A 24,669-nucleotide genomic window follows, 5' to 3' on the forward strand; every position below is an offset into this window, starting at 1 on the left:
AAATATGGCGAATCTACGGGTAAGCTTAGTTCAAACCGATTTAGTTTGGGATGATCCTGCCGCTAATTGTGCGCAGATAGAGGAGAAATTATCCGACTTAGCCGGTAAAACAGACGTAATTGTTCTACCTGAAATGTTTGCCACCGGCTTTTCAATGACGCCTACTGGCGCTGAAATAGGCAAGGGTCCCGCACTTCAGTGGATGCAATTGCAAGCAAATCGCTTAGGGGCTTTGGTCATAGGTTCCCTTAAGGTAAAACAACAAAATGCTTTCTTTAATCGGCTTTATGCCGTTCAGCCTGATGGTGCTTTCACCTCGTATGACAAGCGCCATTTGTTTCGAATGGGAGCAGAGCACGAGTTTTATCAATCAGGTGACAAGCAGGTAATTGTTTCCTACAAGGGTTGGAACTTAGCCTTATTTATTTGCTATGATCTTCGGTTTCCTGTTTGGTCACGCAATGTGGGAATGGCCTATGATGCGGCCATTTATGTAGCGAATTGGCCTGCTCCGCGTGCTAATGCTTGGAGAACGTTGTTGCAAGCAAGAGCCATTGAGAACCTGTCTTATGTGATAGGAGTGAACCGGGTTGGAATAGATGCGAATGCCCTAGATTATGTGGGGGATTCTTTGCTAGTTGATTTTAAAGGAGCTCTTCAGCTCGATTTAGCATCGCAGGATCAAATTTTGACGTGTGAATTATCGGCAACTGAATTAGTAGAATTTAGGGCGAAATTCCCTGCGCATTTAGATGCAGATTCGTTTAACTTGTCTTCTCTTTAAAGAATTGCTCTAAATCCTTGATTTCCTTCATAGAGCTATCGCTCACTAGTTTACCTTGGTTAATTAATAAAACACGGTCACAAATAGCTTCTACCTCAGATAGAATATGGCTGGAGAATAAAATGATGCGGTCTTTTTGCAGACTTTTGATTAAGTCGCGAATTTCATCGCGTTGGTTCGGATCTAAGCCACTTGTCGGTTCATCTAAGATTAGTAATTTCGGGTCATGTAAGATGGCTAGAGCAATGCCTACGCGTTGTTGATATCCTTTAGAAAGTTCTTGTATTTTCTTATGTGCCTCTTTTTCAAGTCCAACCCACTCGATGACTTCTTGAATTCGCTTGTCCAGATGCTGGAGTTGGTGGATGTTTCCGATAAAGGCCAAAAACTCCCGCACATACATTTCTGGATACAGTGGGTTGTTTTCAGCTAAATAACCAATCTGCTTTTTGAGGGCAATTTCTTGTTCTTGCGGATCATTTCCGTCGATGGTAACGGAACCTGATGATGGCTGGATAAGTCCTAAAAGCATTTTCAAGGTCGTCGATTTTCCTGCGCCGTTGGGTCCTAGAAATCCCACGATTTGGCCTACTTCTAAACGGAAATTTAGGTCTTGGACGGCGGGTTGATTTCCGTAGCTTTTAGAAAGATTTTTTACCTCGATGAACATATTAACAAAGGTAGTCAAAAAGGGAATTATTTCGTGTAACTTTGTGTTTCTGATTCAAATGCCTACAAAATGCTAGATAAAATTCGCTTAGATCGTATAGAAGATGCCTTGGAAGATATTCGTCAAGGTAAAATAATTATAGTCGCAGACGATGAAGATCGGGAGAACGAAGGCGATATGATTTGTGCCTCAGAAGCGATCACGCCTGAAATAGTCAATTTTATGATCAAGGAGGCGCGCGGTTTGATGTGTGTTTCTTTAACAGATGAGCGTTGCCAGGCATTGGGTCTAGAGATGATGGTGAATCAGAATACGACCTCCCATGAGACGCCGTTCACCGTTTCAGTCGATTTACTAGGCAATGGTTGCACCACAGGTATTTCAGCTCAGGATCGGGCCAAAACCATACAAGCACTAGTGGATCCCGCTACTCAGCCAACCGACTTAGGAAGACCTGGCCATATTTTTCCTTTAAAATCGCGTTCAGAAGGCGTTTTACGTCGCACAGGACATACGGAAGCTTCGATGGATTTTGCTCGTCTAGCGGGCTTTAAACCCTCAGGTGTATTGATCGAAATCTTGAACGAAGATGGCAGTATGGCGCGTTTGCCTGACTTAAGGGTCATCGCTGATAAGTTTGATTTGAAATTAGTGACGATTAAAGATTTGATCGAATACCGTTTGGCGAAAGAGTCTCTGATTAAAAGAGAAATCGGTGTGAATATGCCTACGGAATGGGGATCTTTTGAATTAGTGGCTTTCAAACAAATCAATACAGGAGATACCCATTTAGCCTTGATTAAAGGAAGTTGGGAGAAAAACGAACCTGTAATGGTGCGTGTACATAGTTCTTGTGTGACGGGAGATATTTTTGGTTCTTGCCGCTGCGATTGCGGAGAACAATTGCACGCTGCGATGGAAATGGTGGAAAAAGAAGGGAAAGGCGTGATTTTATATATGTTCCAAGAAGGCCGCGGAATCGGTCTAATCAATAAGTTGAAAGCGTATAAATTGCAGGAGCAAGGCCGAGATACAGTAGAAGCGAATCTAGAACTTGGCTTTGCAATGGATGAGCGTGACTACGGCGTAGGTGCCCAAATTTTACGCGACCTAGGCGTCCAAAAGATTCGATTAATCTCTAATAATCCGAAGAAAAGAGCGGGCCTAATGGGCTACGGATTAGAAATCGTTGATTCGATCGGAATTGAGATTCCTGCAAATCCACATAATAAGAAGTACTTGGAAACGAAAAGAGATAAAATGGGGCACGCGATTCGCTAGAATCACGTGCCTATTATTTTATTGATTCCCTAGGATGATCGGGGCACTTTTGCCACCCATAATGATCACTTTTGCGTTAGGGGATTTTGCTAATTCTTTCTGGGCAATAATCGACTCATATTGCAATTGCTTGTCGCTTAGACCTGTCGATAAAATCTTCTGGTAATCCGCGATACCCTGCGCTTCTACGCGCTTTCTCTCTGCTTCTTGCTTCTCTTTCTGTAACACGAATTGCATCTTTTGCGCATCTTGTTCCGCATTGATTTTTGACTCAATAGTGGTCTTAACTGAGGTAGGAAGGTTGATGTTGCGAATCAACAATTGCTCTAATACTAAACCTCTTTTCTTGAAATTCTTCTCAATGTCTGAGTATATGCGTTGTTGGAATTCATTGCGCTTCAAAGAGTAAAGGGCCACTGCATCGTAATAAACCGCATTGTCGCGAATCATCGTACGCGTAATAGGACGAACTACTTTGTCTTTGTAATCTTCACCTATCTCCCGTAACACGCGTGGTGCTTCCGATGGAATGATGCGAAATAGAACCGTCAAATCGACCACCACTTCTAATCCGTCTGCTGTTAATACCCGGATGGCATCATCACCGGCTTTGTCTCCTTCGTCGTGGACGCTGGACATGGTGTAGTTTTGGGTTTTGGCATCAAATACCACCACTTTTGCTAAGGGATTTACCACATTAAGTCCGCTATTTAAGGTGGAGGTTTGTACTTTACCAAAGACACTTTGGACCCCTACTTCGCCTGCGTCTACTTGTACAACAGCTGAACTGGTTAGTCCCAGAATGGCAAAAACGGCTCCTACGACTTTTAAGGTTTTACTGTATTTCGAAAATACTAAATTGGGGTTAGAGATCGCATTTCCGGCGATAAATAACAAAATACCTAGGAAGATGAAAAACATAGTTTTTTGATTTAAATGTCATCAAATTTATCATAAAGTATTCAATAATCCCTAATTTTGAATATGATTGAAATCAAGGGTTTATCTAAATCTTTTAACGGTCGTGTAGTGCTCGATGACATTAATGCGAATTTCCAACCTGGAAAGACGAATATGGTGATCGGGGGAAGTGGTACGGGTAAATCTGTTCTACTAAAATGCATGATTGGGATTTTGGTTCCAGAACAGGGTCAAGTGCTGTATGATGGACGTGATTTTTTAACGGCTCATCAAGATGTAGTGAAGGAAATTCGCCGCGAAATGGGCGTTCTTTTTCAAGGAGGAGCCCTTTTTGATTCCAAATCTGTTTTAGAAAACGTTCGTTTCCCACTAGATACCCTTACTTCCCAAACGCTCGAAGAGAAAAACGCGCAGGCGATGCTTTGTTTGCAACGCGTGGGTTTGGAGAATGCGGCGCTTTTAATGCCATCAGAGATTTCTGGCGGGATGAAAAAGCGGGTAGGTATTGCGCGTGCCATTGTTATGAATCCGAAATATTTGTTCTGTGATGAGCCTAATTCAGGATTAGATCCATTAACGGCAGTGAAAATTGATTATTTAATCCAGGAAATCACGCAGGAATACAATATGACCACCGTAGTCATATCGCATGATATGAATTCGGTGATGCGGATGGGGGAATCGATTATCTTTTTGAAGGAGGGTAAGAAAATTTGGGAGGGGAATTCGGAGACATTTCACCATTCAGGCGTGCCTGCTTTAGAGGAGTTTTTATCTACTAAATTATTTTAATATGTTTTCTCTACGTGGGTATAATACGTTTGGGATTGAGGCGGAAGCTCGTCAATTCGTAGAGATTAGTTCGATTGATCAATACGTTTCTATTCGTAAATCAGGGGAATACGCGCATTTGCCTCATCTTTTTTTAGGGGGTGGGAGTAATGTGTTGTTGACCAAAGCTCAGGAGGCGCTTGTCGTTAAAATTTCTATTCCCGGTATTTCCGTTTTGAAGGAAGATGCTGATTATGTATGGTTGAAAGGTGGTGCAGGGGTAGTTTGGGATGAATTTGTTCAATATGCTGTGAATCAAGGCTGGTCTGGATTGGAGAATTTATCCCTGATTCCAGGTACAGTGGGTGCGGCTCCGATGCAAAATATCGGCGCTTACGGCGCGGAAATTAAAGATACATTTGAGTCATTAGAAGCCTTGAATCTTCAAACTTTAGAACTCGAAGTGTTTGATGCCAAAGCGTGTGCTTTTGGCTACCGTGAAAGCTTCTTTAAGCGCGCAGGGAAAGGCCAATACCTCATTAGCTCTGTGACGTTTAAGTTATCGAAGAAACCTTCAGTTAAAACGTCTTATGGAGCAATTCAGGAGGTTTTAGCGGCAAAAGGAATTGCACAGCCAACTATCCGGGAGGTAGCTGATGCTGTTATTGAAATTCGCAAAAGTAAATTACCTGATCCGAAAGAAATTGGTAACTCCGGTAGTTTCTTTAAGAATCCGACCGTTTCAGCCTCTGAGGCTTCACGCTTATTGGTTCAATTTCCGGGTATCCCGAATTATCCTGTAGAGGGTAGTACGGATGTTAAGTTTCCTGCTGGTTGGTTCATCGAAAAGGCTGGTTGGAAAGGCTTTAGAAGAGGGGATGCAGGGGTGCATGCGAAGCAAGCACTCGTTTTAGTGAATTATGGAGAGGCGACTGGTGGAGAGATTTTGGCCCTATCAGAAGAAATTAAGCAATCAATTAAAGACACCTTCGGCGTTTCATTAGAGACCGAAGTAAATATTTTATAATATGACATTACCTACTTTAGATAATTTAGGCAAAGGCCCCTTCTTTTTGATGGCAGGATCTTGTGCGATTGAAAGCAACGATTTAGCTTTTGAGATTGCGGAAAAAATCGATGGAATCACCAAGTCGATGGGCATTCCCTATATTTTCAAAGGTTCGTATCGCAAAGCTAATCGTACCAAAATCGATTCTTTTACTGGTATTGGTGATATAAAGGCATTGGAGATTCTACAAGCGGTAGGTAAACATTATTCCTTACCGACGGTGACGGATATTCACGAAAGTGCAGAAGCAGCCATGGCAGCGGCTTATGTTGATGTTTTGCAAATTCCCGCTTTCCTTTGCCGTCAAACTGATTTATTAGCCGCTGCTGCCCAAACAGGCAAAGCCGTGAATATCAAAAAAGGTCAGTTCATGTCTGGTGCATCGATGCGTTTTGCCGTGGAGAAAGTATTACACGAGAATCCAGAGGCGGTTGTTTACTTGACGGATCGTGGGAACTCGTTTGGTTATGGAGATCTAGTAGTGGATTACCGTAATCTTCCGGAGATGTCAGCGATGAATGTCCCAGTTATCATGGATTGCACACACTCCTTGCAACGTCCGAATCAAACGACGGGTGTAACAGGTGGACAACCTGCTTTGATTGAAACCATTGCAAAAGCAGCCATCGCTGTAGGTGCAGATGGAATCTTCATCGAAACACACCCGAATCCTTCGGTAGCAAAATCAGATGGCGCGAATATGCTTCCATTAGATCAATTAGAAGGTCTTTTGGAGAAACTATTGCGCGTTCGCGAAGCGATCGTTTAATGCATTTTATAGCTGATTTGGAGGGTGATATCGGTTTTGGTATTCCCTTCAATGGCATCTAAGCCAGATCCTACTTCCGTGCGATCTTGGTATTGAATCCTTGCATATTTAGCGGCTATGGCTATTTCTCTGTTCCATTGATAGGCCATCACCACTGTTGTCTTGATGGCTTTACCCGCATAGGCCGGTAAAAGGAAAGAATAGGGGACGCCAGGTTCATAAGCATAATTTCGCGTGTCATAACTGGGCGTATTGATAAAGGCGAAACGTCCTTGTACATTCCATTTGCCCTGATCCCATTTCACATCTTGTAAAAGTAAATATCCGATTTCAGAGCCTAAAGCAGAGGCCATCGCGCGTACGTGAAAGTCCCAGGATTTGATGGCGATGAAATGCCCATCCAAGCTGATTTGAATTAGGTCTTTCTCCTCTTTTCGCGTCCATTTGCCTTGAATGAATCCGCGGGCGCTATGCCTTTTTTCCCACTGCAAGCGGCTAAGGAATTCCCAGCCAAAGGTATTAGAGGCTACAACTTGGTATTTAGGCCCTGGGAAGCAAAAATAATCGACATACGAGCTTAACTTCATTCGCTTGTTAATTTGGTAACCTAGGCCTAGGAATAGGCCCCATTCGTTTAGATTTTCTGAGTTTTCAGAAAGCCCATTCGATTTTGGACTAAAATAGCCCGCCGAATAGTGTCTGAATAGATAAGAGGCATCTAATTTCTTCGATAGGGAGGTGGCTGCGGATTGAATGAGGGAATATTGTCTATTGCCTGAAGTCGCAAATTCTCCTACCATTCTGATGTTTCTAAAGGGGTATTGAAAGCTAATTGAATAGTTCTGTAATTTGTTTCCAGACCACTCGGGTTGTTTGTATCCAATGCCGATAGGTTTAGGCAAGGACCATAGTGTATAAACCCCGTTTAACTGGAGGACGAGTGGAATACTCAAAGGAGAATAGGTAATGTTTGCGCCAGTGGTTTTCTCTTGCATCGCGTCTTTATGACTGATTTCTGAGCTCGTTCGATGGAAGCCATCTTCGACCCTCGTTCGCAAATAGGTTTTACCTATTGAGTCGATTCCGGTGGTGGCATCCAAGTTTCGGTATGACGCAAAAGTTTGAATTCGAAGAAATTCCGTGAGTTTTAGGGTGAAATTGATTCCTTGGTAATAACCATATTCTACGCTGGAACTGTAGGCTAAACCGCCTAGATTGAATTTTTGGGTAGCTTTTATGCTTTCAAAACTCTTGCCTAAGGAGAAACCTCCAGACTGAACAAGCCCTTGACCCCATTGGTTAATGAAGTCGCCTAGGATGACTTTCTCCAAAATCCCTTTGGATTTAAACTCGACAAAACCACTACTAAAGTCGCTAAGGTCTTTCTCTCCCGCATCCTTTTGCAACAGAAACCCCATCCGAAGGTTCGCATTTAATTGCCCCCTGTAGCGTAGTGTTTGATTCGTTCGATCACCCACATAACGGGTCTTGCTTCGGAGATCAGGATCTGTAAAACCTTTTTTTGTCTCAGCGGTCCAATCCGTTTTAAATAAGATCTGATGGGTCGATGAGTTTGGTTTCCACCAGCGGGGATTCATCGGATGGCAAATGACATAGTCGTGAATTCGGCGCAAAAATGCTAGATCCCAAGCCGGAATGGTTTGTAATTCCAAGATGGATTGAAAAGTGCCTATTTGTTTGCGGAAGGCAATAAACGCAGCGATTTGATCTGAGCTGAATAAGAGAGAGGATTGAAGCTCTGTTTCAGAAACTACATTAATGTTCAGCGGATTCGCAAGGTAATAGTCGAAGCTAGATTGCTTTTCCTCTTCCTCTTGTGTGGAAATTTGGGCGAAACAGGCCAAGGATATCAGCAAAAGTAAGAGTGTTTTCAAGGGATTAATTTTCCTTGAAATTACCTGTTGCTTGAGGTTTAATGCGGTTTAAAACTGATAATGAAAATCAGTTAGTTGAACTTTCGTTCGATGAGTTGGTGCAGTTCTTCCCAGATAGCTTCGTTTTCTGCTTGACGATAGTCTGAATAACGTTCTAAGAGCGCTTGAGACCATGTTTCAGCTTCGGCTTCATTATCAATAAATTGAATCAAAGATTCTAATTGTGCTATATCACCACGGAAAATCTCTTGAAGGTATTTGATACGTTGGTGAAGGCTGATCGTGTCAGCGATGCGTTGAGTCATTTGCGATTCGACTTTGGACTTCAAAGAATCCGATGAACCGCTTAATAAATCCTTTAGTCGAGTGAATTCTTCTTCTGAGGAATCTTCTAGGCTTTCTGGTGCTTCAAAATAAACCTCTGTACTCAATAAATCGAAGGGCTCTGCTGGCATTTCTGCTGCGGTATAATCAGTTGAAGCGGATGTTTCTGCTGCGGTATAGGAGGCAACTGGTGCCTCATAAGTCGGCGCATCCGACACAGGTGCCTCGTAAACGGGAGCATCCGGCGCCTCATATGAGTTCAATAAATCCGCAAAACTAGGCTGTGGCACATCCTCGACAGGAACTGCCAGGCTTTCAATCCATGAGCCCCAAATGAATTCAGGCAATGCAACTTGGTACAATAAGGTTTGAGCAATGCCTTCCCATTTCTCTAAAAAGCGTGGGCTAGACCACGGGAAATTAGGGAAATTTTCTTGTGCGCGGGCTGAGTTTAGTTGAGTTAACAGTTCCGCTTGAATGACTTCAATGATAGGAGTGGGAACCTCCCAGGCTAATACCTCTTGAAATGTGATTGATTCAGGTGAATCATTCCAGTATTGCAAGAATATATTAGGTGCCATAGGTGTTGATTATTTAATGTCTAATTGTTCGGAAGCCATTCTAGCGGCTGTTTGTTCTGCTTTCTTCTTCGAATAGCCTTTGCCCTCTGCTATTTTTTCGCCGTCTAAGATGACCAAAGCCGTAAATTCACGGTTGTGGTGTTCTCCCTCTTGATCTAGCTCAAAAGAGACCTTTTTGCCTTCTTTTTGAGCCCATTCAATCAGCATTGACTTGAAGTTCGGGTTGTTTTGTACAACGGCGTCTAGGTCAAAGTATTGCGTGAGAATCTTTTTAATGATGAAGTTTTGGGTGAAGGCAAAGCCTTTGTCTAAATATACCGCACCTACAAAAGCTTCTAAGGCATCTCCGTACATCGATGTGCGGGACATCGCGTTTTTGCGCTGTGTTTCGTACTCGATTACTTTCTCTAAGCCTAATTTGCGGCCAATTACGTTCAAAGATTCACGGCTGACCATACGAGAGCGTATTTCAGTCAAAAAGCCTTCGTCTTTGAAAGGGAATTTTTGGAACAAATACGTCGCCGTAATCATCCCAAGCACAGAATCACCTAAGAATTCTAGGCGTTCATTTGACTCTTTGTAGTTTTCTGCCACACTCTCTTTCGAAGCAGAGGAGTGTAAAAAGGCTAGTCTATATAACGTTAAATTATTTGGACTAGCCCCAATAAGATGTGTAACCGATTTCTTTAAGAATTTCTCTCGTTCGTCTAGTCGAATCGGATCTAACCAGTTTAGGAGAGATTTTACGGCCATATTTGTCTTAGATTTTTCTGAAAATAACCGTTGCGTTGTGACCACCGAAACCAAATCCGTTGCTCAATGCCACGTCAATTTTGCGTGCTTTACCTACGTTTTCCGTCAAGTCGATGCGTTGATCGATTTCTGGATCGCGGTTAAATACGTTGATGGTAGGAGGGACAAATTGATGTTGAATCGCTAATACAGACGCTACCGCCTCTACCGCACCTGCACCACCTAATAAGTGACCAGTCATCGATTTCGTCGAAGAGATAGCTATTTTATAAGCGTGCTCACCGAAACAATCCACGATTGCTTTAATCTCTTGTGGATCACCAATCGGAGTGGATGTTCCGTGTGTATTCACGTAATCAACTTCTTCTGGCTTGATGTTCGCATCTTCTAAGGCATCAATCATTGACAATAAAGCGCCATAACCCTCTGGGTGTGGGGCTGTAATGTGGTGTGCATCAGAAGAGAAACCTCCACCGATTAATTCAGCGTATATTTTTGCGCCACGCGCTTTAGCGTGCTCGTATTCTTCTAAAATCAAGGCACCTGCACCTTCACCTACCACGAAACCATCGCGATCCACGTCATATGGACGAGAAGCTGTTGCTGGATCGTCATTACGAGTAGACATGGCGTGCATTGCGGTGAAGCCACCAACGGATGCAATCGTCACTGGAGCTTCAGAACCACCCGTAACACACACGTTGATACGTCCTGTGCGGATATAGTTGAAAGCATCAATGATCGCGTTGTTCGCTGAAGAACAAGCCGAAACAGTCACGTAGTTAGGACCACGGAATCCGTTGCGGATCGAGATTTGGCCTGAAGATGAATCTGCAATCATCTTAGGGATAAAGAAGGGATTGATTTTCGGGGTTCCGTCTCCTTGTCCGAAATAGATCATCTCGTCTTCAAAAGTCTTCAAACCTCCGATACCTGATCCCCAGATAACGCCTACTTTGTTTTTATTCAAGGTCTCCATGTCAAAATTCGCATCAGCGATAGCCTCATCAGCCGCCACTACTGCGTATTGTGTGAATGGATCCATTTTACGTGCTTCTTTGGCATTGATAAAATCTTCTACCTTGAAGTTCTTTAATTCACAAGCAAAACGAGTTCTGAATTTTTCCGCATCGAATTTCGTGATGGGGCCACAACCGCTAACGCCGTTCTTTAATCCATCCCAATATTCACTAACTGTGTTCCCGATGGGGGTTAGGGCGCCTAAGCCCGTGACAACTACTCGTTTTAACTCCATATTCTTGTTATTTATGAATCTGCTTAAAATAAAAAATGTCAATCAGTCCGAGAAATCCCATGGAAAAATCCACCTGATTACTGTTAACTAATTGACATAATTTTTATGGTTGCTTCGATTACTTTGCGTTCTCTTCCAAATAAGTAATAGCTTGGCCTACTGTTTGGATGTTCTCCGCTTGATCATCTGGAATAGAAACAGAGAATTCTTTTTCGAATTCCATGATTAACTCAACTGTATCTAGAGAGTCAGCTCCCAAATCGTTTGTGAAAGATGCCTCAGGAGTAACTTCTGATGCTTCTACACCTAATTTTTCAACGATGATGCTTTTTACTTTTTCTGCAATATCTGACATTTTAATATTATTTTGGGGTTCAAAAACGATGCAAAGATTAGAATTAAAGTTGAATTTATCAAACAAATTCAATTCTAATTAGCCTGTTCTAGGCTGTTTCCTCTAAAAACAAAGCGATGCAGCCCCTAAAAGGCCTGCGTCGTTGCCTAATAAGGCTTTTTTAATGGTTAATTTTTCCAAATAAGCTGGCGTTAACCAGTAATTTAGCTGCTTCTCCATACTAGGTAAAATAAAGTCGTAAGAGGCTGATAATCCGCCACCTATGAAGATATTTTTGATATCTAGGATACGAATTAAGGAAACTAACATATCTCCTAATAAGGATCCCACTTCATTCCAAATAGCTAAAGCTAATTCATCTCCTTCTTCAGCTCCTACCACTAAGGCTGTCGTTGAAATAGTTCCATCAGCAGGAAGAGACGTTTTTCCAGTGTAGGCAGCACGCATGGCGGTAGCCATTTGTAATAACTCTTTCTTGCCCACATTGCGTTCTAATACTTTACCATCGCGTGAAGGAACGTGACCTGGTTCCATCGCATTGCCATCCCCACCTAAGAAGATTTTACGATCGATGACAGCAGCGCCACCTACTCCTGTTCCCAAGGTAATGAAAACGAAGTCTTCTGGCATGGTAGCCTTCTCTGGAGAGAAATAGAATTCACCTAAAGCAGCTGCATTAGCATCGTTTTCCATAAAGAAAGCGTGCTCTGGAAAGCGCTTCTCCAACATATCAATCATAGGAGATCCATCAATTTCTGGGATAGCTGTGATCTCGATTAAAGTGCGGCGATCCTTCGTTAGGATGCCTGGTAAACCGATTCCCACTTTCTTTACATTCTTGTGTTGGTACAATTGCAAAGCAATCGCATCCGCCAAACGCTCTAAAAAGTGATGAGATTCTCTCCAGGTAGCAGTATCGTAACTTTGAAAATTGTTGATTTGACCTGTGTCTGCGTGGACGATTCCCATTTTAACGCCGGTTCCACCTACATCGATTCCTAAGTATTCTGCTGCTGCCATAAGTTTGATTTATTGAATTACGAAATTGTCGAATTTTGACGTGAATTTCAAATCAAAAGTGGCTCAAGGGTAAATTTGCTCGATTTTTTCAAGGATTTGGGTCACAGCCGGGCAGATTACCGCGTTTTTTGAGGTTAATCCCAAAATCCCCATGATGTTCTTACGGTCGGTATGCGGGTATTCGCGGCAGGCTTTGGGGCGGTGATCGTAGATGCCACATTTGTTGTCCTCTAGATCTAAAAAGGGGCAAGGGGCCTTAGGATAGACCCAATCACCGTCAGAATCTTGTACTAAATAAGCATCCAAGAAAGCAGACGTCTTCATTTTGAACAAATGAGAAACACGTTGGATATCGGTATCATTCCACATCGGACTAGTCGTGCGACAGCAATTGCCGCAGGTCAAGCAATCGGTTTTCTTGAAAACTTCGGTGTGAGCTTGGAAAAATTGCTGATCCAAGTTCTTAGGCTTACGAGCCACTAATCGTTGGATTAGTTTTCTGAAGGAGGGGTCTTTAGTTTTGGCCATGGAAGCAAGAACGGCAGCGAGCCTCGTAAGACTCTGTTTCGCCTAATAAGACGGTTTGTTGTTGCTCCACCTTGCGGTAGGAATAATGAGCGGCTGCTCCGCAGTTCACACATACAGCGTGCACTTTCGTGACGAACTCGGCGATGGCCATAAGTCCAGGCATAGGCCCAAAAGGTTGCCCTTTAAAGTCCATATCTAATCCCGCCACGATGATTCGCTTACCTTGATTCGCTAGGGAATTACATACCTCTACGATGTTATCATCAAAGAATTGTACCTCATCTAAACCAATCACATCGCAATCTCCAGCTAGCAAAAGGATTTCTCCTGAGTTGTTAACCGGTGTAGAACGGATGGAATTTTGATTGTGAGAAACGATATCTTCGTCATGGTAGCGGGTATCTGCCATCGGTTTGAAGATTTCGACCCGCATTTGGGCGATTTTTGCGCGTTTTAAGCGGCGAATCAGTTCTTCTGTTTTACCAGAGAACATGGAACCGCATATCACTTCAATCCAACCAGCAGGTGGATTGCGTTCAGCAGATTTGGAATGGGTAGGTTCTAAAAACAAGGGCGTAAAAAGCCCCTGAAATTGCATCCAGGGGCTATAAATTGAAAATTATTTAGACGAGAATGTCGATGAGAAATATTCGCGGTTCATACGCGCGATGTTCTCAATAGAGATACCTTTAGGGCATTCAGCCTCGCAAGCACCGGTGTTTGAACAAGCGCCGAATCCTTCTTCGTCCATCTGAGCAACCATCGCTTGCGCGCGAGTCGCTGCTTCCACTTTACCTTGAGGTAATAAAGCTAACTGTGAAACTTTAGCAGACGTAAACAACATCGCCGAAGCATTCTTACAAGCCGCTACACAAGCTCCACAACCGATACAAGCCGCTGCTGCGAAAGCCTCGTCTGCGTCATCTTTTGGAATAGGTAGGTTGTTTGCATCTTGCGCATTACCTGTGTTCACTGAAACGAAACCTCCTGCTGCAATAATACGGTCAAAAGAAGAACGGTTCACTACTAAGTCCTTAATCACTGGGAACGCACTCGCTCTCCAAGGCTCTACCGTAATTGTTTCGCCATCTTGGAACGAACGCATGTGAAGCTGGCAAGTTGTCACACCACGGTTTGGTCCGTGTGGACGACCGTTAATGTACATCGAGCACATACCGCAAATACCTTCGCGGCAATCGTGGTCAAATGCTACCGGATCATCTCCTTCTTCGATCAAACGGTTGTTTAACACGTCAATCATTTCCAAAAATGACATATCTGTGGAGATGCCGCTCACCTGATAAGTTTCGAACTTACCAGCTACGCTTGCATTTTTTTGTCTCCAAATTTTGAGTGTCAGGTTTAAATGTCCTTCCATTGTATCGAATTATTTATAAGATCTTTGAGCAATTTTGATGTTTTCGTATTTCAATTCTTCTTTGTGAAGTTTGAAAGTCGATTGTTTTTCGTATTCCCAAGCCGCTACATAAGCATACTTTTCGTCATCACGAAGGGCTTCCCCGTCTTCTGTTTGGTATTCTGTACGGAAGTGACCTCCACAACTTTCGTTGCGATCTAAGGCATCAATACACATTAACTCGCCTAATTCAAGGAAGTCAGCCACACGGCCCGCTTTCTCTAATTCAGGGTTAAGATTATCGATCTCACCTGGGATCTTCACATCTGACCAGAATTCTTTCTGTAAGGCTTGGATCTCCTTGATAGAAGCTTTCAAACCTTCTGCGCTACGTGCCATACCGCACTCGTCCCACATGATCTTACCTAAACGCTTGTGGAAGTAATCGACTGGCTTAGATCCTTTAATGTTCATCAGAGTCTCTAAACGATCACGTACCGCTTTCTCTGCCGCTACGAAATCTTCTGAATCCGTTGACATCGATGGTGTGCGAATTTCGGCTGCTAAGTAAGCACCGATTGTGTAAGGAATCACGAAATAACCATCCGCTAAACCTTGCATTAAGGCTGAAGCTCCTAAACGATTCGCGCCGTGATCAGAGAAGTTAGCTTCTCCTAAAGCGTATAAACCAGGAACTGTAGTCATTAAGTTGTAATCTACCCAAAGTCCACCCATCGTGTAGTGAACCGCTGGATATATACGCATTGGCACCTCGTATGGATCTTCACCCGTAATTTGCTTGTACATATCAAACAAGTTACCGTATTTCTCTTTTACGACTGCCTTACCCATCGCTTGAATCTCTTCGTCTGATGGATTGTGCATATTGTTTTTGTTTGCTTCTCCTTTTCCGTAACGGATGATCGCCGCAGCATAGTCTAAGTAAACCGCCATTTTAGACGTTCCTACACCATAACCTGCATCGCAACGCTCCTTAGCTGCACGAGAAGCAATATCACGTGGTACTAAGTTACCGAATGCAGGGTAACGACGCTCTAAGTAGTAATCTCTTTCGTCTTCTGGAATCTCGTTCGCTTTGCGATTATCGTTTTGTTTCTTAGGAACCCAAATACGACCATCGTTACGAAGGGACTCAGACATCAAGGTTAATTTCGATTGGTGATCACCTGATACCGGGATACACGTCGGGTGAATTTGTGTGTAACAAGGGTTAGCGAAGAAAGCCCCTTTTTTGTGCGCTTTCCAAGCTGCTGTTACGTTCGATCCCATCGCGTTAGTAGACAAGTAGAATACGTTTCCGTAACCACCCGTACACAATAAAACCGCGTGTCCGAAGTGGCGCTCTAAAGCTCCAGTTACTGAATCACGAGCGATGATACCACGTGCTTTTCCGTCGATCGTTACGACATCTAGCATTTCGTGGCGAGTATACATTTTCACGTTACCCATTCCCACCTGGCGTTGCAAAGCAGAATAAGCACCTAATAATAATTGCTGACCAGTTTGACCTGCCGCGTAGAACGTACGTTGCACTTGCGTTCCACCGAATGAACGGTTAGAAAGCAATCCACCGTATTCACGAGCGAAAGGAACCCCTTGCGCTACGCATTGGTCAATAATGCTTCCAGATACTTCCGCTAGACGGTGTACGTTCGCTTCACGCGCACGGTAGTCACCACCTTTGATGGTATCGTAGAATAAACGGTAAACGGAGTCACCATCGTTTTGGTAGTTCTTCGCTGCGTTGATACCTCCTTGAGCGGCAATTGAGTGCGCACGACGTGGAGAATCTTGGAAACAGAATACTTTTACTTTATATCCTAATTCAGCTAACGATGCAGCGGCAGACGCACCTGCTAGGCCTGAACCTACCACGATGATTTCTAAGCTACGTTTGTTCGCAGGGTTTACTAGAGAAACGCTGGAACGATATTTGGTCCATTTGTCGGCTAACGCGCCTTCTGGAATTTTGGCATCTAATTTTGTCATATCAATCGTATCGCTGAAATATTAATGAATCAAATGGAAATAAAAGGCAATCGGCATCGCAGCAAAAGCCGCAGGAATAACGATAGAGAAGATCGCTCCGATCGTTTTGATCGTAGGCGTATACTTAGGGTGATTCCAACCGATCGACTGGAATGCACTAGAGAAACCATGTAAAAGGTGATATCCTAAAGAAATACATCCTAAAACATAGACTACAACCACTACAGGGTTCATAAATACCGCTTGCATCTCTGCATATAACGTATGGTCCTCTAAGCCCTCTGTTAAACGAGAGAAGTACCAAAAATGCTTTAAGTGAAGAATTAAGAATAATAATAATAAAGTTCCTAAAAGACCCATGGAACGTGAATACCACTTGCTGTTCGCAGCGCCATCCACCTTCGCGTAAGCGACTGGGCGTTTTGATTTGTTTTCTAACCAAAGACGAAGACCGTCATAAATGTGTAATAATAACCCAGCGAACAACACAATCTCCATCGTGCGGATAACCGGATTCGTTCCCATAAACTCTGCACCCTCATTAAAGGCCACTCCGCCATCATTTAGGAAGATTAGAGCGTTCAAACTGCAGTGAACTAACAGGAAGCTAATTAAAAAGAGGCCCGTAATGGCCATCAGGAGCTTTTTCCCGAGAGATGAATTAAGTGATTTTGCTAACCAAGCCATAAATAAATGTATTTGTTAAAAGGAAATAAAAATAAACGAACAGGTTCGATTTTATTTAGCTACCAAAACTACAATCGAATTGCCGCTCTATCAAATTTAAAACGTAAAAAATCCATTTTTTTTGAAAAAAGGAATTGCCTTCTTAACTTACAGCTAATCAAAAATGTTTTATGCTCTTGAAAAGAATTAGCCTTTATTTCTTGTTTCTGTGCGCGCTTAGTTTTGCGGCTCAAGCGACCCATTTAAAGGGAGGGGAGATCACGGTAAAACGGATGTCGGATAAAACATTGACTTTCGAATTTACGCTAACCACCTACACGGAAAATAATCGGGCGAATGTGGAGCAGAATACGGTGAATTTCTGTTTTGGGGATGGTTCTTCTATTTTATCAGCTCGTCGTTCTGCTGGTTATCCTATTAATCTAGGGAACGGGACGTTGAAAAACGTATACAAAATCCAATATACCTATCCAGCTGCTTCCTTGTTTTATAAAGTATCCGTGGCTGTTCCTAATCGAAATGATGGCGTATTGAATATTACACGTTCAGTGGATGTGGCATTTTATGTAGAAACTATCTTTTCGATTAATGCAGGATTGGGATTAAATTCCACGCCTGTGTTACTGAATCCAGCGGTGGATTTGACTGCCGTGGTCGGACAGCCCTTTATTCATAATTCGAATGCGGTAGATGCGGAAGGTGATTCTTTGGCCTACCGCCTATCTGTATCTAGAACTGGGGCAGAATTAACCTGCGATCCAGCAGGAAGAGGTTTATTAGCCCCTAATTTTAAGCAGCCTAATGAGGTTTCTGCAACTCCCTCTTCGTTTACGATTAATGCCAAAACAGGGGATTTAATCTGGAGATCCCCTCAAGAAGTAGGTTTGTACAACTGTGCATTTATTATTGAAGAGTGGAGAAACGGCGTCAAGATTTCGGAGACCGTTCGGGATATGCAGATCGAAGTGAAGGATTTAGATAACAGAGGTCCCTTGTTAAGTGTACCTGCAGATGTTTGTATTCAAGCTGGAACGCGTATAAATCAAACCATTACGGCCATTGATCAGGTTTCTAAAACGGGACGGGTGGATCCGATATCCATTACGAGTAGTGGAAATGTGTATGCGATAGATACATCTTATGCTGTCAAACCTCCTAATGCGACCTTTACGGCTGCTGCGCGCCAAACGGCTCTTACGGCTGTAGGTACCTTCAACTGGCAAACAGATTGTGTTCACATTCGAAAAGAGGGATATGATGTCTTTTTCAAGGCAGAGGACTTTCCGCCTGTGACAAACGCAGGGGTGAGTAATTTAGTAGATAGTAAGATTTGGAATATACGGGTGCTCGCGCCAGCAGTGAAAAATGTGACAGCTACAGCAGGAGTGGGTACTTCCATCGCGCTTAAATGGTCTACGTACGCCTGTTCTTTACCTAATGCTACGTTGATTTTGTACCGAAAACAAGGTGCCTGCGATGCCATCGTCAATGCGAATTGTGCTACTGGTATGTCGGCATCTGGCTACACGGAACTAGCTCGTTTACCTATTACGGCCACAGCTTACACGGATAATGCCATCGTAAAAAATACGAATTACTCTTATGTGCTAGTGGTGGCCTTTACGAATTCGAAAGGAGTAGACGATTTCAGTCCGATGTCAAATTCGGCTTGTTATTTGATTGCCAGCGCTTCGCCTATTATGACAAATGTATCTGTGCTTAAAACGAGTACCACGGCAGGGGAGAACTTAGTGCGCTGGACGCGTCCAGTGAAATTAGATACGCTGCAATACCCTGGGCCTTATACATATCAATTGATGCGGGCTATTGGAACTGGGACTTATGGAGCCATAGGTTCACCTATTCCGGCTACTATTCGCACTGCAGTAAACGATACGACCTATACGGATACCGGTTTAAATACCTCCGCGTTGACTTACCGCTATCGCACGGATTTCTATTATACGTTAAATGGTGTGCGAACTTTATTAGAGTCGCCTACACCGGCTTCTAATGTGCGTTTAAGTACGCAAGTGGCCATTGCTTCTGTGAAGTTAGCATGGTCTGCTACTGTACCTTGGTCCAATGAGAACAAAGTTCACCGTGTTTACCGTGAGACGCCTCGTGGGTCAGGTATTTTTAATCGTATTGCCGATGTGCCTGTGACGACGGCTGGCACTTTTAAATATGTGGACTCAGGAGCAGATACGTATGCCGCTGACGGGACGTTTTCTGTGGCGATGAAGACCGATTCGTCGTACTGTTATTATGTGGAGACCTTGGGTTCGTATGGGCCAGGATTGCCAGCGATGGAATTGATTAATAAGTCGCAAATCATTTGTGGTATTCCACAGACAGACATTTTCCCTTGTCCTCCAGCGCTGCAGTTGTACACTGTGGATTGCGCGTCTTTAGATACAAAGGCGGATTGTTCATTCAGTAGCTTTACAAATCAACTTACGTGGACGCCTACGGTCTCCGGTATTTGCGATCCGGATATTGTGAGTTATAAGATTTATTATGCTAAAGACCCTCCGTCTGCCTATACCTTATTAGCCACTTCTTCTACGTTGAACTTCTCGCATATACTCCAAAACTCCTACCGTGGTTGTTATTACGTGACCGCTGTAAGTGCCTTAGGTAAAGAAAGTACGCCTAGCAACAAGATTTGCGTAGAGAACTGTGCGTCATTTGACTTGCCTAACTTATTTAGTCCAAACGGAGATGGCCTGAATGATTCCTTTAAGCCGATGCGCTGTCCACGCTTTGTGAGTTTAGTGACCTGTAAAATTGTAGATCGCAATGGTCAGCTAATTTACCAATATTCCGGTCCTTTGGCTGGTTTTGGTTGGAATGGAACGGATTCAAACGGCGTTCAAATGTCAGCCTCCTCTTATTTCTACACTTGCGATGTGGTCTTTGATCTGTTTGATAAATCGGCACAAAACAAGAGTCTTAAAGGCTGGGTAGAACTAGTTCGCTAACATGGACGGAATCGTTTTAATCGATGGAGGTTGTCGCTTTTGTCGCTTCTCCTCGAAGCTACTGAAACGGATGGTAAAAGGCAATTTGCCCATCATTCCCGAAACATCATTTACGGAATTTACGCTTCCTGACATTGATAGCATCAAATGGGTGGTAGGGAAGAAGGTCTATGTGAAATCGGATGCCATAGCACGTATTTTAGTCCATGCTCATTGGTATTTTCAACCCCTGCGTATCATGTTTTTATTACCTACCCGCCTGCTGGATATGGGCTATGATTGGGTGGCGAAGAATCGATTATTTTGGGGTAAATCGGTGGACGATTGTGCCATTTAGGGCTTTTGGCCTATCTTTGTAAAAATTAAAATATCAAAAACTCTTTATGAAAGCATATATTTTCCCAGGTCAAGGTTCTCAGTTTCCAGGAATGGCAAAGGATCTTTACACGAATTTTCCAGTAGCGAAACAAATCATCGATGAGGCGGATGCCATCTTAGGCTTTTCTTTATCGTCTGTGATGTTCGAGGGGACGGATGAGGAATTGAAACAAACGAAAGTAACACAACCTGCGATCTATTTGCATTCTATTTTGATTCCCAAATTAGGGAAAGACTTCGCTCCCTCAATGGTTGCAGGTCACTCTTTAGGAGAATTTTCTGCGCTAGTTGCGGCAGGCGGCTTAAGCTGGCAAGATGGATTACGATTAGTGTACCAAAGAGCGCTAGCCATGCAAAAGGCTTGCGAAATCGAGCCAAGCACCATGGCTGCCGTTTTAGGTTTGCCCGATGCAACAATTGAAGAAATTTGCCAGGCTTACGGTCCATCCGTAGTCGCAGCAAACTATAACTGCCCTGGCCAAGTCGTGATCTCTGGATCAGTAGAAGGAATCGAAGCGGTAGGCGTTCAATTGAAAGAAGCAGGAGCGAAGCGCGTATTGCCATTGCCAGTAGGTGGAGCCTTCCACTCACCCTTTATGGAACCAGCACGTGTAGAATTAGCCGCGGCTATTGAAGCAACGGAAATCGTTCGCCCTATTTGCCCGATCTTCCAAAACGTGAATGCTAAACCATCACAAGACCCAGCTGAAATCAAAGCGAACTTAATCTCTCAATTAACGGGTGCCGTTCGTTGGACACAGTCAGTTGAAGCGATGGTAGGCGCAGGTGCGACAGAATTTATCGAATGTGGACCAGGCAAAGTATTGCAAGGACTTGTGCGCAAGATTCACGCGGAGGCGGTTGTTTCTTCTATGGAGTTAGCATAAGAATAATCGAATTTGATGCACTGATTGTGAGCGCTTAAGCGGAAAACGACGGAAATAATTCAATTATTTTTTCGGTAACGTTTGATAATTTGGGCTCAAGCCCTTACTTTTGCATCAGATTTTGGAATTGACCTATGGTGTAATGGTAACACACCAGTTTTTGGTTCTGGTTTTCTAGGTTCGAGTCCTGGTAGGTCAACAGAATTTTAAGAAGCGCATCGAAAGGTGCGCTTCTTTTGTTTCATGCCTAGATCATCTTCTTCATCTTCTCCAGTCCCGTCTTCGCCACCTTCAGTGGATCTTGTGACCAAAGTTCCTTGTTGAATAATTCCAACGAAAGAATAACCGGCTTTTCAGATGGTTTTAAGCGCTTAATGATTTCCTTGATGGGAGCTTCCCCATCGCCTGCATAGATGCGGTCGCCGTCCGTAATGGAGGTAGGTTTAATGGAAGTGACGTAGTCATTAACGTGGAAGACGTCAATCGAGTTTTCTCCCACTAGGTGGAGGCAGTCGATAGAGGATTCGCCTTTGTAGATATGGAATACGTCTAATAGCAGTTTGGCGTTGGGTTGACCAGCTTCGGCAGCTACGAAAAGGACGTCCGCGACACGGTTTAGGTTTTTTGAGTGTCCCCACATTTCCAGTTGTGGAGTGACACCAGTGCTGACCCCTAAGTCGAGGATGGCGCGGTAGCGTTCTGCCGCGCGACGAAGGTCGAGGCCGGCTTCTTTGGTGGCGCCCATGGGAGGAGCGGCGGTGCGGAAACAGCCTAATTGGGCTAGCATATCCATCTCGCGTTTCATTTGTTCCAAACCTTGTTTGCGCGTCGCCTCATCATCTACGATCCACTGGGCGAAGCCAATGGCGTTTTGGATTTTAATTCCTAGATCATCGATGCGCTTCTTCGCTTCTAAAAGGGTTCCGCCTGATTTCAAATAGGCCTCTAGCGTAGGTACCCAAATCTCACAATGTTGAAAGCCGGCCGCGGAGGCGACTTCGAGTTCTTTGATGAGTCCTAACTTTTGGCCCATAATCGTACTCATATTCAGTGAGAACTCGAATTTATGTGCTTTAGCAACAGGTGCTGCTGAGGCAGAGGAAGGCAAAAAGGCCGCCCCTGCAGCGGTTCCGGATGCAATCAATAAATCGCGGCGACTAATGTTTGTCATAGGTATAGGTTTATTTCGCCTAGCTTCTCATAGGAGAGAATCATTGAGCGAACATTATGGTAATTTATTTTCCAGTTGTGGGCCATGTGTCGCCAAATCGGTTCTCCCTCACGGGTCATCAGCGGCCACCATTCACCGGTATTTCGGTTAATCATTTTATCAAAAACGAAGCGATGCACTTGTTCATACGCTTTCATGAATTGCAAATCTTTCGTTAAAAGATAGGCATCCAGCATTCCAATGAGCATTTCGGCTTGTTGCCAAAATTCCTTCTCTACATCTGTAGGCCCTCCACTGTGCGAACCTTCCACAAAGACTCCGCCATGTTCCCAGTCGACGCCATTTTCCATCGAATGGTAGAAAGCCTTTTTGATGTTGTCCAAATAGGGTGTGGCATCAATCTTGCCCACGTTCAATGCGTGCAACAGCAACCAGCCAAATTCTGAGTTATGGCCGTAAGAGGTATTGTCGACGGCTGAGGCTTTTTGGCCTCCCTCCTGAAAACGATCCCAACCCCACACGATATCGAATTTTATCTGTGGTGCGACACTCCAGTCCGCCCAAAACTGAGGAATACCTGTCCCCGTCTTCGGGTCCATTATTTTATAAATCAAAATATCAATTGACTCCTGCAGCTTTCTGCGGTGTATCTCTTTCCCACTCGCCTCATACAAGGTCGTGAATGCCTCCATCAAATGCATATGAACATCTAAGGTTTTTCGATCCCCGCCCGGCGCACCTGGTCCCATGAGCGACCAATCTTCCGCAAAGAATTCCCAATAACCGCCGTAATGGGTATCTACCGCATATTTTTGGAGTAAATCGAAGACCTTCTCCGCGTATTCTAAACCCACCGGATCCCCCGTCGCCAGAGTATATTCGCTTAGGGAATAAATCGCAAAGCTATGGCCATATCCAATTTTCTGCTTATTCGTCGGTTCTCCCGCCCGGTTCACCATCCAATAGAACCCACCATTTTCAGCGTCCCACATGTTGTCCAGTAAAAACCGAACCCCATGCGCCGCCATCTCTTTCATGATTTCCCCTCCAAAACCGTGGCGATAGGCCTGCGAGTAGGTAAAGACGGAACGGGTCATCGCAATCAGCGACTTCTCGTCATCTCCTGCATCTTCACCAAACTCATTAAAATGCGTTATAAAACCACCTTGTTTTTGATCCACCGTCCGCTGAATCCAGAAGGGCAATAATGCTCCCTCGGTATATTCCTTGATTTCCGATCTAAGCGATTGAATGTCCATGGTGTAATTGTCTAATGGCGTCCGGACTCGCGGAGCCGGTTTCGCCGATTTGATGAATACTGATATGTACGGCCAAAGACGCCAATTCACAAGCTTCTTCCACCGTTGCCCCAGCTGCTCTTGCCGCAGAGAATCCTGCCACCACCATATCACCGGCTCCCACCGTATCGATAGAGCCTTTTATTGGGAAAGCAGGCTGGTGATGAAACTCCTGCTCGCTCGCGTAAATCATCCCTTTTTCACCTAAGGTGACTAACACAGGATTTTTTCGCAAGGTGGCCCATGCTTGGATGTTTTCGGGCGTAGCTGGCTTTTGAAGTATTTTTATAAACTCAGCCTCGTTCACCTTTAAGGGTAGGTTTTTCGCCTGGCGGCCTAGTGAACGTAAATCTGCTAGTGCATGTGTAAAGTTTAGCGCTTCGACGTGTTTTGCCTGCAAGAGTGGAGTGTTGAATTGCTCATTGATGATAATCCAGTCGAAAGAGGCTGATTGTAGGGTAGAGATTAACTCGCTGGTTTTATTCTGAAAATTCGAAGACCTCGTTCCAAAATCGATACGATTCAATTCCTCTTGTGTTTGCAGCGGTTTCGAATAGGTAGGGGTGTCGATATTCGTTTCTTTAATGTTTTTAGCATCAATCCCTAAAGCCGTCATCTGGTGCGCCATCTCTCTTCCAAAGAGATCATTTCCACGCACCCCGAAGGCCGAAACATGCGCGCCTAATACCGCTAGATTCTTCGCCACATTACCCGCGCCACCTAAATAAGCACGTGGCTGTGAAGCGAGATGCACTTCTTTTGCAGTTTCTATAGAATATTCACCAGTGGATGTTTGAATGTCAAAATAGAAGTCCAACGCAAAATCCCCCATCACCGCTATACGCAGCTGTTGGATTCGAGCCAAAATGGTCTCTAATCTTTCGGAGTTCATGTCGGATAGGTTTAGCTAAATTTTCATCG

Annotated in this window: 24 protein-coding genes and 1 tRNA gene; 9 read left to right on the forward strand and 16 right to left on the reverse strand. The window is 44.0% G+C overall.

All coding sequences use genetic code 11. The features are described 5' to 3' along the window. Positions 1–4 precede the first annotated feature (4 nt). On the forward strand, positions 5–784 hold the full coding sequence (locus tag G9X62_RS03540; RefSeq protein ID WP_223131429.1) for an amidohydrolase: 780 nt from the start codon (positions 5–7) through the stop codon (positions 782–784). On the opposite strand, the gene G9X62_RS03545 is transcribed toward G9X62_RS03540, so the two are convergent. Beyond that, entirely contained in the window at positions 765–1,472 is a 708-nt protein-coding gene (locus tag G9X62_RS03545; protein ID WP_261345546.1) for an ABC transporter ATP-binding protein, read from the reverse strand. The two genes, G9X62_RS03540 and G9X62_RS03545, sit on opposite strands and share 20 nt — an antisense overlap. A 51-nt stretch (positions 1,473–1,523) precedes the next feature. Between G9X62_RS03545 and G9X62_RS03550 the strand changes: the two genes are divergently transcribed. Then, on the forward strand, positions 1,524–2,735 hold the full coding sequence (locus G9X62_RS03550; protein ID WP_223131430.1) for a bifunctional 3,4-dihydroxy-2-butanone-4-phosphate synthase/GTP cyclohydrolase II: 1,212 nt from the start codon (positions 1,524–1,526) through the stop codon (positions 2,733–2,735). 18 nt (positions 2,736–2,753) lie between these two features. Here G9X62_RS03550 and G9X62_RS03555 read toward each other — a convergent pair whose 3' ends face one another. Beyond that, a complete protein-coding gene (locus tag G9X62_RS03555; protein WP_223131431.1) occupies positions 2,754–3,656 on the reverse strand; it encodes a prohibitin family protein in 903 nt (300 codons plus the stop codon). 63 nt (positions 3,657–3,719) lie between these two features. Here G9X62_RS03555 and G9X62_RS03560 point away from each other — a divergent pair, with 63 nt between their 5' ends. The 3 genes from G9X62_RS03560 to kdsA are packed head-to-tail and all read left to right on the forward strand — an operon-like array spanning position 3,720 to position 6,265. Further along, complete coding sequence (locus tag G9X62_RS03560) at positions 3,720–4,448, forward strand: ABC transporter ATP-binding protein (protein WP_223131432.1); 729 nt, start codon at positions 3,720–3,722, stop codon at positions 4,446–4,448. 1 nt (position 4,449) lies between these two features. Further along, a complete protein-coding gene (gene murB, locus G9X62_RS03565; RefSeq protein ID WP_223131433.1) occupies positions 4,450–5,454 on the forward strand; it encodes a UDP-N-acetylmuramate dehydrogenase in 1,005 nt (334 codons plus the stop codon). A 1-nt stretch (position 5,455) separates the two neighbouring features. Next, entirely contained in the window at positions 5,456–6,265 is an 810-nt protein-coding gene (gene kdsA / locus G9X62_RS03570; RefSeq protein WP_223131434.1) for a 3-deoxy-8-phosphooctulonate synthase, read from the forward strand. Here the strand turns inward: kdsA and G9X62_RS03575 are convergent. The 11 genes from G9X62_RS03575 to G9X62_RS03625 all read right to left on the reverse strand — a co-directional run bounded on the left by G9X62_RS03575 (position 6,262) and on the right by G9X62_RS03625 (position 17,030). Next, positions 6,262–8,160, reverse strand: a complete 1,899-nt coding sequence (locus G9X62_RS03575) for a hypothetical protein (protein WP_223131435.1) — start codon at positions 8,158–8,160, stop codon at positions 6,262–6,264. The genes kdsA and G9X62_RS03575 overlap by 4 nt on opposite strands. A 71-nt stretch (positions 8,161–8,231) precedes the next feature. Further along, a complete protein-coding gene (locus G9X62_RS03580; RefSeq protein ID WP_223131436.1) occupies positions 8,232–9,065 on the reverse strand; it encodes a hypothetical protein in 834 nt (277 codons plus the stop codon). Positions 9,066–9,074: 9 nt separating this feature from the next. Continuing rightward, positions 9,075–9,818 carry a ribonuclease III gene (gene rnc, locus G9X62_RS03585; protein WP_223131437.1) on the reverse strand — a complete coding sequence of 248 codons (744 nt, stop codon included), beginning with the start codon at positions 9,816–9,818 and terminating at the stop codon, positions 9,075–9,077. 7 nt (positions 9,819–9,825) lie between these two features. Beyond that, positions 9,826–11,073 (reverse strand): beta-ketoacyl-ACP synthase II, encoded by a 1,248-nt coding sequence (fabF, locus tag G9X62_RS03590; protein ID WP_223131438.1) that lies wholly within the window; start codon positions 11,071–11,073, stop codon positions 9,826–9,828. Positions 11,074–11,191: 118 nt separating this feature from the next. Then, a complete protein-coding gene (locus G9X62_RS03595) occupies positions 11,192–11,428 on the reverse strand; it encodes an acyl carrier protein (protein ID WP_130895240.1) in 237 nt (78 codons plus the stop codon). 102 nt (positions 11,429–11,530) lie between these two features. Next, positions 11,531–12,448: an ROK family protein gene (locus G9X62_RS03600; protein ID WP_223131439.1), complete on the reverse strand. Its 918-nt coding sequence runs from the start codon at positions 12,446–12,448 to the stop codon at positions 11,531–11,533. 63 nt (positions 12,449–12,511) lie between these two features. Continuing rightward, entirely contained in the window at positions 12,512–12,976 is a 465-nt protein-coding gene (locus G9X62_RS03605; protein ID WP_223131440.1) for a YkgJ family cysteine cluster protein, read from the reverse strand. After that, positions 12,963–13,547 (reverse strand): thymidine kinase, encoded by a 585-nt coding sequence (locus G9X62_RS03610; protein WP_261345562.1) that lies wholly within the window; start codon positions 13,545–13,547, stop codon positions 12,963–12,965. The genes G9X62_RS03605 and G9X62_RS03610 overlap by 14 nt, the downstream gene beginning before the upstream one ends. A 48-nt stretch (positions 13,548–13,595) precedes the next feature. Beyond that, on the reverse strand, positions 13,596–14,354 hold the full coding sequence (locus G9X62_RS03615; protein WP_223131442.1) for a succinate dehydrogenase/fumarate reductase iron-sulfur subunit: 759 nt from the start codon (positions 14,352–14,354) through the stop codon (positions 13,596–13,598). Between the two features lie 9 nt (positions 14,355–14,363). Next, a complete protein-coding gene (locus G9X62_RS03620) occupies positions 14,364–16,343 on the reverse strand; it encodes a fumarate reductase/succinate dehydrogenase flavoprotein subunit (protein WP_223131443.1) in 1,980 nt (659 codons plus the stop codon). 21 nt (positions 16,344–16,364) lie between these two features. Then, positions 16,365–17,030, reverse strand: a complete 666-nt coding sequence (locus tag G9X62_RS03625) for a succinate dehydrogenase cytochrome b subunit (RefSeq protein WP_223131444.1) — start codon at positions 17,028–17,030, stop codon at positions 16,365–16,367. Positions 17,031–17,200: 170 nt separating this feature from the next. On the opposite strand from G9X62_RS03625, the gene G9X62_RS03630 reads away from it, so the two are divergent. From G9X62_RS03630 to G9X62_RS03645, 4 genes are all read left to right on the forward strand, one after another. Further along, on the forward strand, positions 17,201–20,014 hold the full coding sequence (locus G9X62_RS03630) for a T9SS type B sorting domain-containing protein (RefSeq protein WP_223131445.1): 2,814 nt from the start codon (positions 17,201–17,203) through the stop codon (positions 20,012–20,014). Position 20,015: 1 nt separating this feature from the next. Further along, positions 20,016–20,351 carry a thiol-disulfide oxidoreductase DCC family protein gene (locus tag G9X62_RS03635; RefSeq protein ID WP_223131446.1) on the forward strand — a complete coding sequence of 112 codons (336 nt, stop codon included), beginning with the start codon at positions 20,016–20,018 and terminating at the stop codon, positions 20,349–20,351. 46 nt (positions 20,352–20,397) lie between these two features. Further along, positions 20,398–21,279: an ACP S-malonyltransferase gene (gene fabD, locus G9X62_RS03640; protein ID WP_223131447.1), complete on the forward strand. Its 882-nt coding sequence runs from the start codon at positions 20,398–20,400 to the stop codon at positions 21,277–21,279. 128 nt (positions 21,280–21,407) lie between these two features. Next, positions 21,408–21,478: transfer RNA gene (locus G9X62_RS03645), tRNA-Gln, on the forward strand. A 48-nt stretch (positions 21,479–21,526) separates the two neighbouring features. Here G9X62_RS03645 and G9X62_RS03650 read toward each other — a convergent pair. The 3 genes from G9X62_RS03650 to G9X62_RS03660 are packed head-to-tail and all read right to left on the reverse strand — an operon-like array spanning position 21,527 to position 24,640. Beyond that, positions 21,527–22,450: a sugar phosphate isomerase/epimerase family protein gene (locus tag G9X62_RS03650; protein ID WP_223131448.1), complete on the reverse strand. Its 924-nt coding sequence runs from the start codon at positions 22,448–22,450 to the stop codon at positions 21,527–21,529. After that, complete coding sequence (locus G9X62_RS03655) at positions 22,447–23,709, reverse strand: AGE family epimerase/isomerase (protein ID WP_223131449.1); 1,263 nt, start codon at positions 23,707–23,709, stop codon at positions 22,447–22,449. Before G9X62_RS03655 ends, G9X62_RS03650 begins: the two co-directional genes overlap by 4 nt. After that, positions 23,690–24,640 carry a bifunctional heptose 7-phosphate kinase/heptose 1-phosphate adenyltransferase gene (locus G9X62_RS03660; protein WP_223131450.1) on the reverse strand — a complete coding sequence of 317 codons (951 nt, stop codon included), beginning with the start codon at positions 24,638–24,640 and terminating at the stop codon, positions 23,690–23,692. Before G9X62_RS03660 ends, G9X62_RS03655 begins: the two co-directional genes overlap by 20 nt. Between the last annotated feature and the right edge of the window lie 29 nt (positions 24,641–24,669).

The sequence above is a fragment of the Aquirufa lenticrescens genome (assembly GCF_019916085.1).
GTDB lineage: Bacteria > Bacteroidota > Bacteroidia > Cytophagales > Spirosomataceae > Aquirufa > Aquirufa lenticrescens.

Bases quoted from the DNA above. Each gene is read 5' to 3' on its own strand.
- G9X62_RS03600 (WP_223131439.1), bottom strand. From the start codon at position 12,448: ATGGCAGCAGCAGAATACTTAGGAATCGATGTAGGTGGAACCGGCGTT.
- G9X62_RS03625 (WP_223131444.1), bottom strand. From the start codon at position 17,030: ATGGCTTGGTTAGCAAAATCACTTAATTCATCTCTCGGGAAAAAGCTC.
- fabD (WP_223131447.1), top strand. From the start codon at position 20,398: ATGAAAGCATATATTTTCCCAGGTCAAGGTTCTCAGTTTCCAGGAATG.
- G9X62_RS03635 (WP_223131446.1), top strand. From the start codon at position 20,016: ATGGACGGAATCGTTTTAATCGATGGAGGTTGTCGCTTTTGTCGCTTC.
- G9X62_RS03550 (WP_223131430.1), top strand. From the start codon at position 1,524: ATGCTAGATAAAATTCGCTTAGATCGTATAGAAGATGCCTTGGAAGAT.
- G9X62_RS03650 (WP_223131448.1), bottom strand. From the start codon at position 22,450: ATGACAAACATTAGTCGCCGCGATTTATTGATTGCATCCGGAACCGCT.
- G9X62_RS03620 (WP_223131443.1), bottom strand. From the start codon at position 16,343: ATGACAAAATTAGATGCCAAAATTCCAGAAGGCGCGTTAGCCGACAAA.
- G9X62_RS03555 (WP_223131431.1), bottom strand. From the start codon at position 3,656: ATGTTTTTCATCTTCCTAGGTATTTTGTTATTTATCGCCGGAAATGCG.
- G9X62_RS03660 (WP_223131450.1), bottom strand. From the start codon at position 24,640: ATGAACTCCGAAAGATTAGAGACCATTTTGGCTCGAATCCAACAGCTG.
- kdsA (WP_223131434.1), top strand. From the start codon at position 5,456: ATGACATTACCTACTTTAGATAATTTAGGCAAAGGCCCCTTCTTTTTG.
- G9X62_RS03605 (WP_223131440.1), bottom strand. From the start codon at position 12,976: ATGGCCAAAACTAAAGACCCCTCCTTCAGAAAACTAATCCAACGATTA.
- G9X62_RS03540 (WP_223131429.1), top strand. From the start codon at position 5: ATGGCGAATCTACGGGTAAGCTTAGTTCAAACCGATTTAGTTTGGGAT.
- G9X62_RS03655 (WP_223131449.1), bottom strand. From the start codon at position 23,709: ATGGACATTCAATCGCTTAGATCGGAAATCAAGGAATATACCGAGGGA.
- rnc (WP_223131437.1), bottom strand. From the start codon at position 9,818: ATGGCCGTAAAATCTCTCCTAAACTGGTTAGATCCGATTCGACTAGAC.
- G9X62_RS03630 (WP_223131445.1), top strand. From the start codon at position 17,201: ATGCTCTTGAAAAGAATTAGCCTTTATTTCTTGTTTCTGTGCGCGCTT.
- G9X62_RS03615 (WP_223131442.1), bottom strand. From the start codon at position 14,354: ATGGAAGGACATTTAAACCTGACACTCAAAATTTGGAGACAAAAAAAT.
- G9X62_RS03580 (WP_223131436.1), bottom strand. From the start codon at position 9,065: ATGGCACCTAATATATTCTTGCAATACTGGAATGATTCACCTGAATCA.
- G9X62_RS03595 (WP_130895240.1), bottom strand. From the start codon at position 11,428: ATGTCAGATATTGCAGAAAAAGTAAAAAGCATCATCGTTGAAAAATTA.
- murB (WP_223131433.1), top strand. From the start codon at position 4,450: ATGTTTTCTCTACGTGGGTATAATACGTTTGGGATTGAGGCGGAAGCT.
- G9X62_RS03560 (WP_223131432.1), top strand. From the start codon at position 3,720: ATGATTGAAATCAAGGGTTTATCTAAATCTTTTAACGGTCGTGTAGTG.
- fabF (WP_223131438.1), bottom strand. From the start codon at position 11,073: ATGGAGTTAAAACGAGTAGTTGTCACGGGCTTAGGCGCCCTAACCCCC.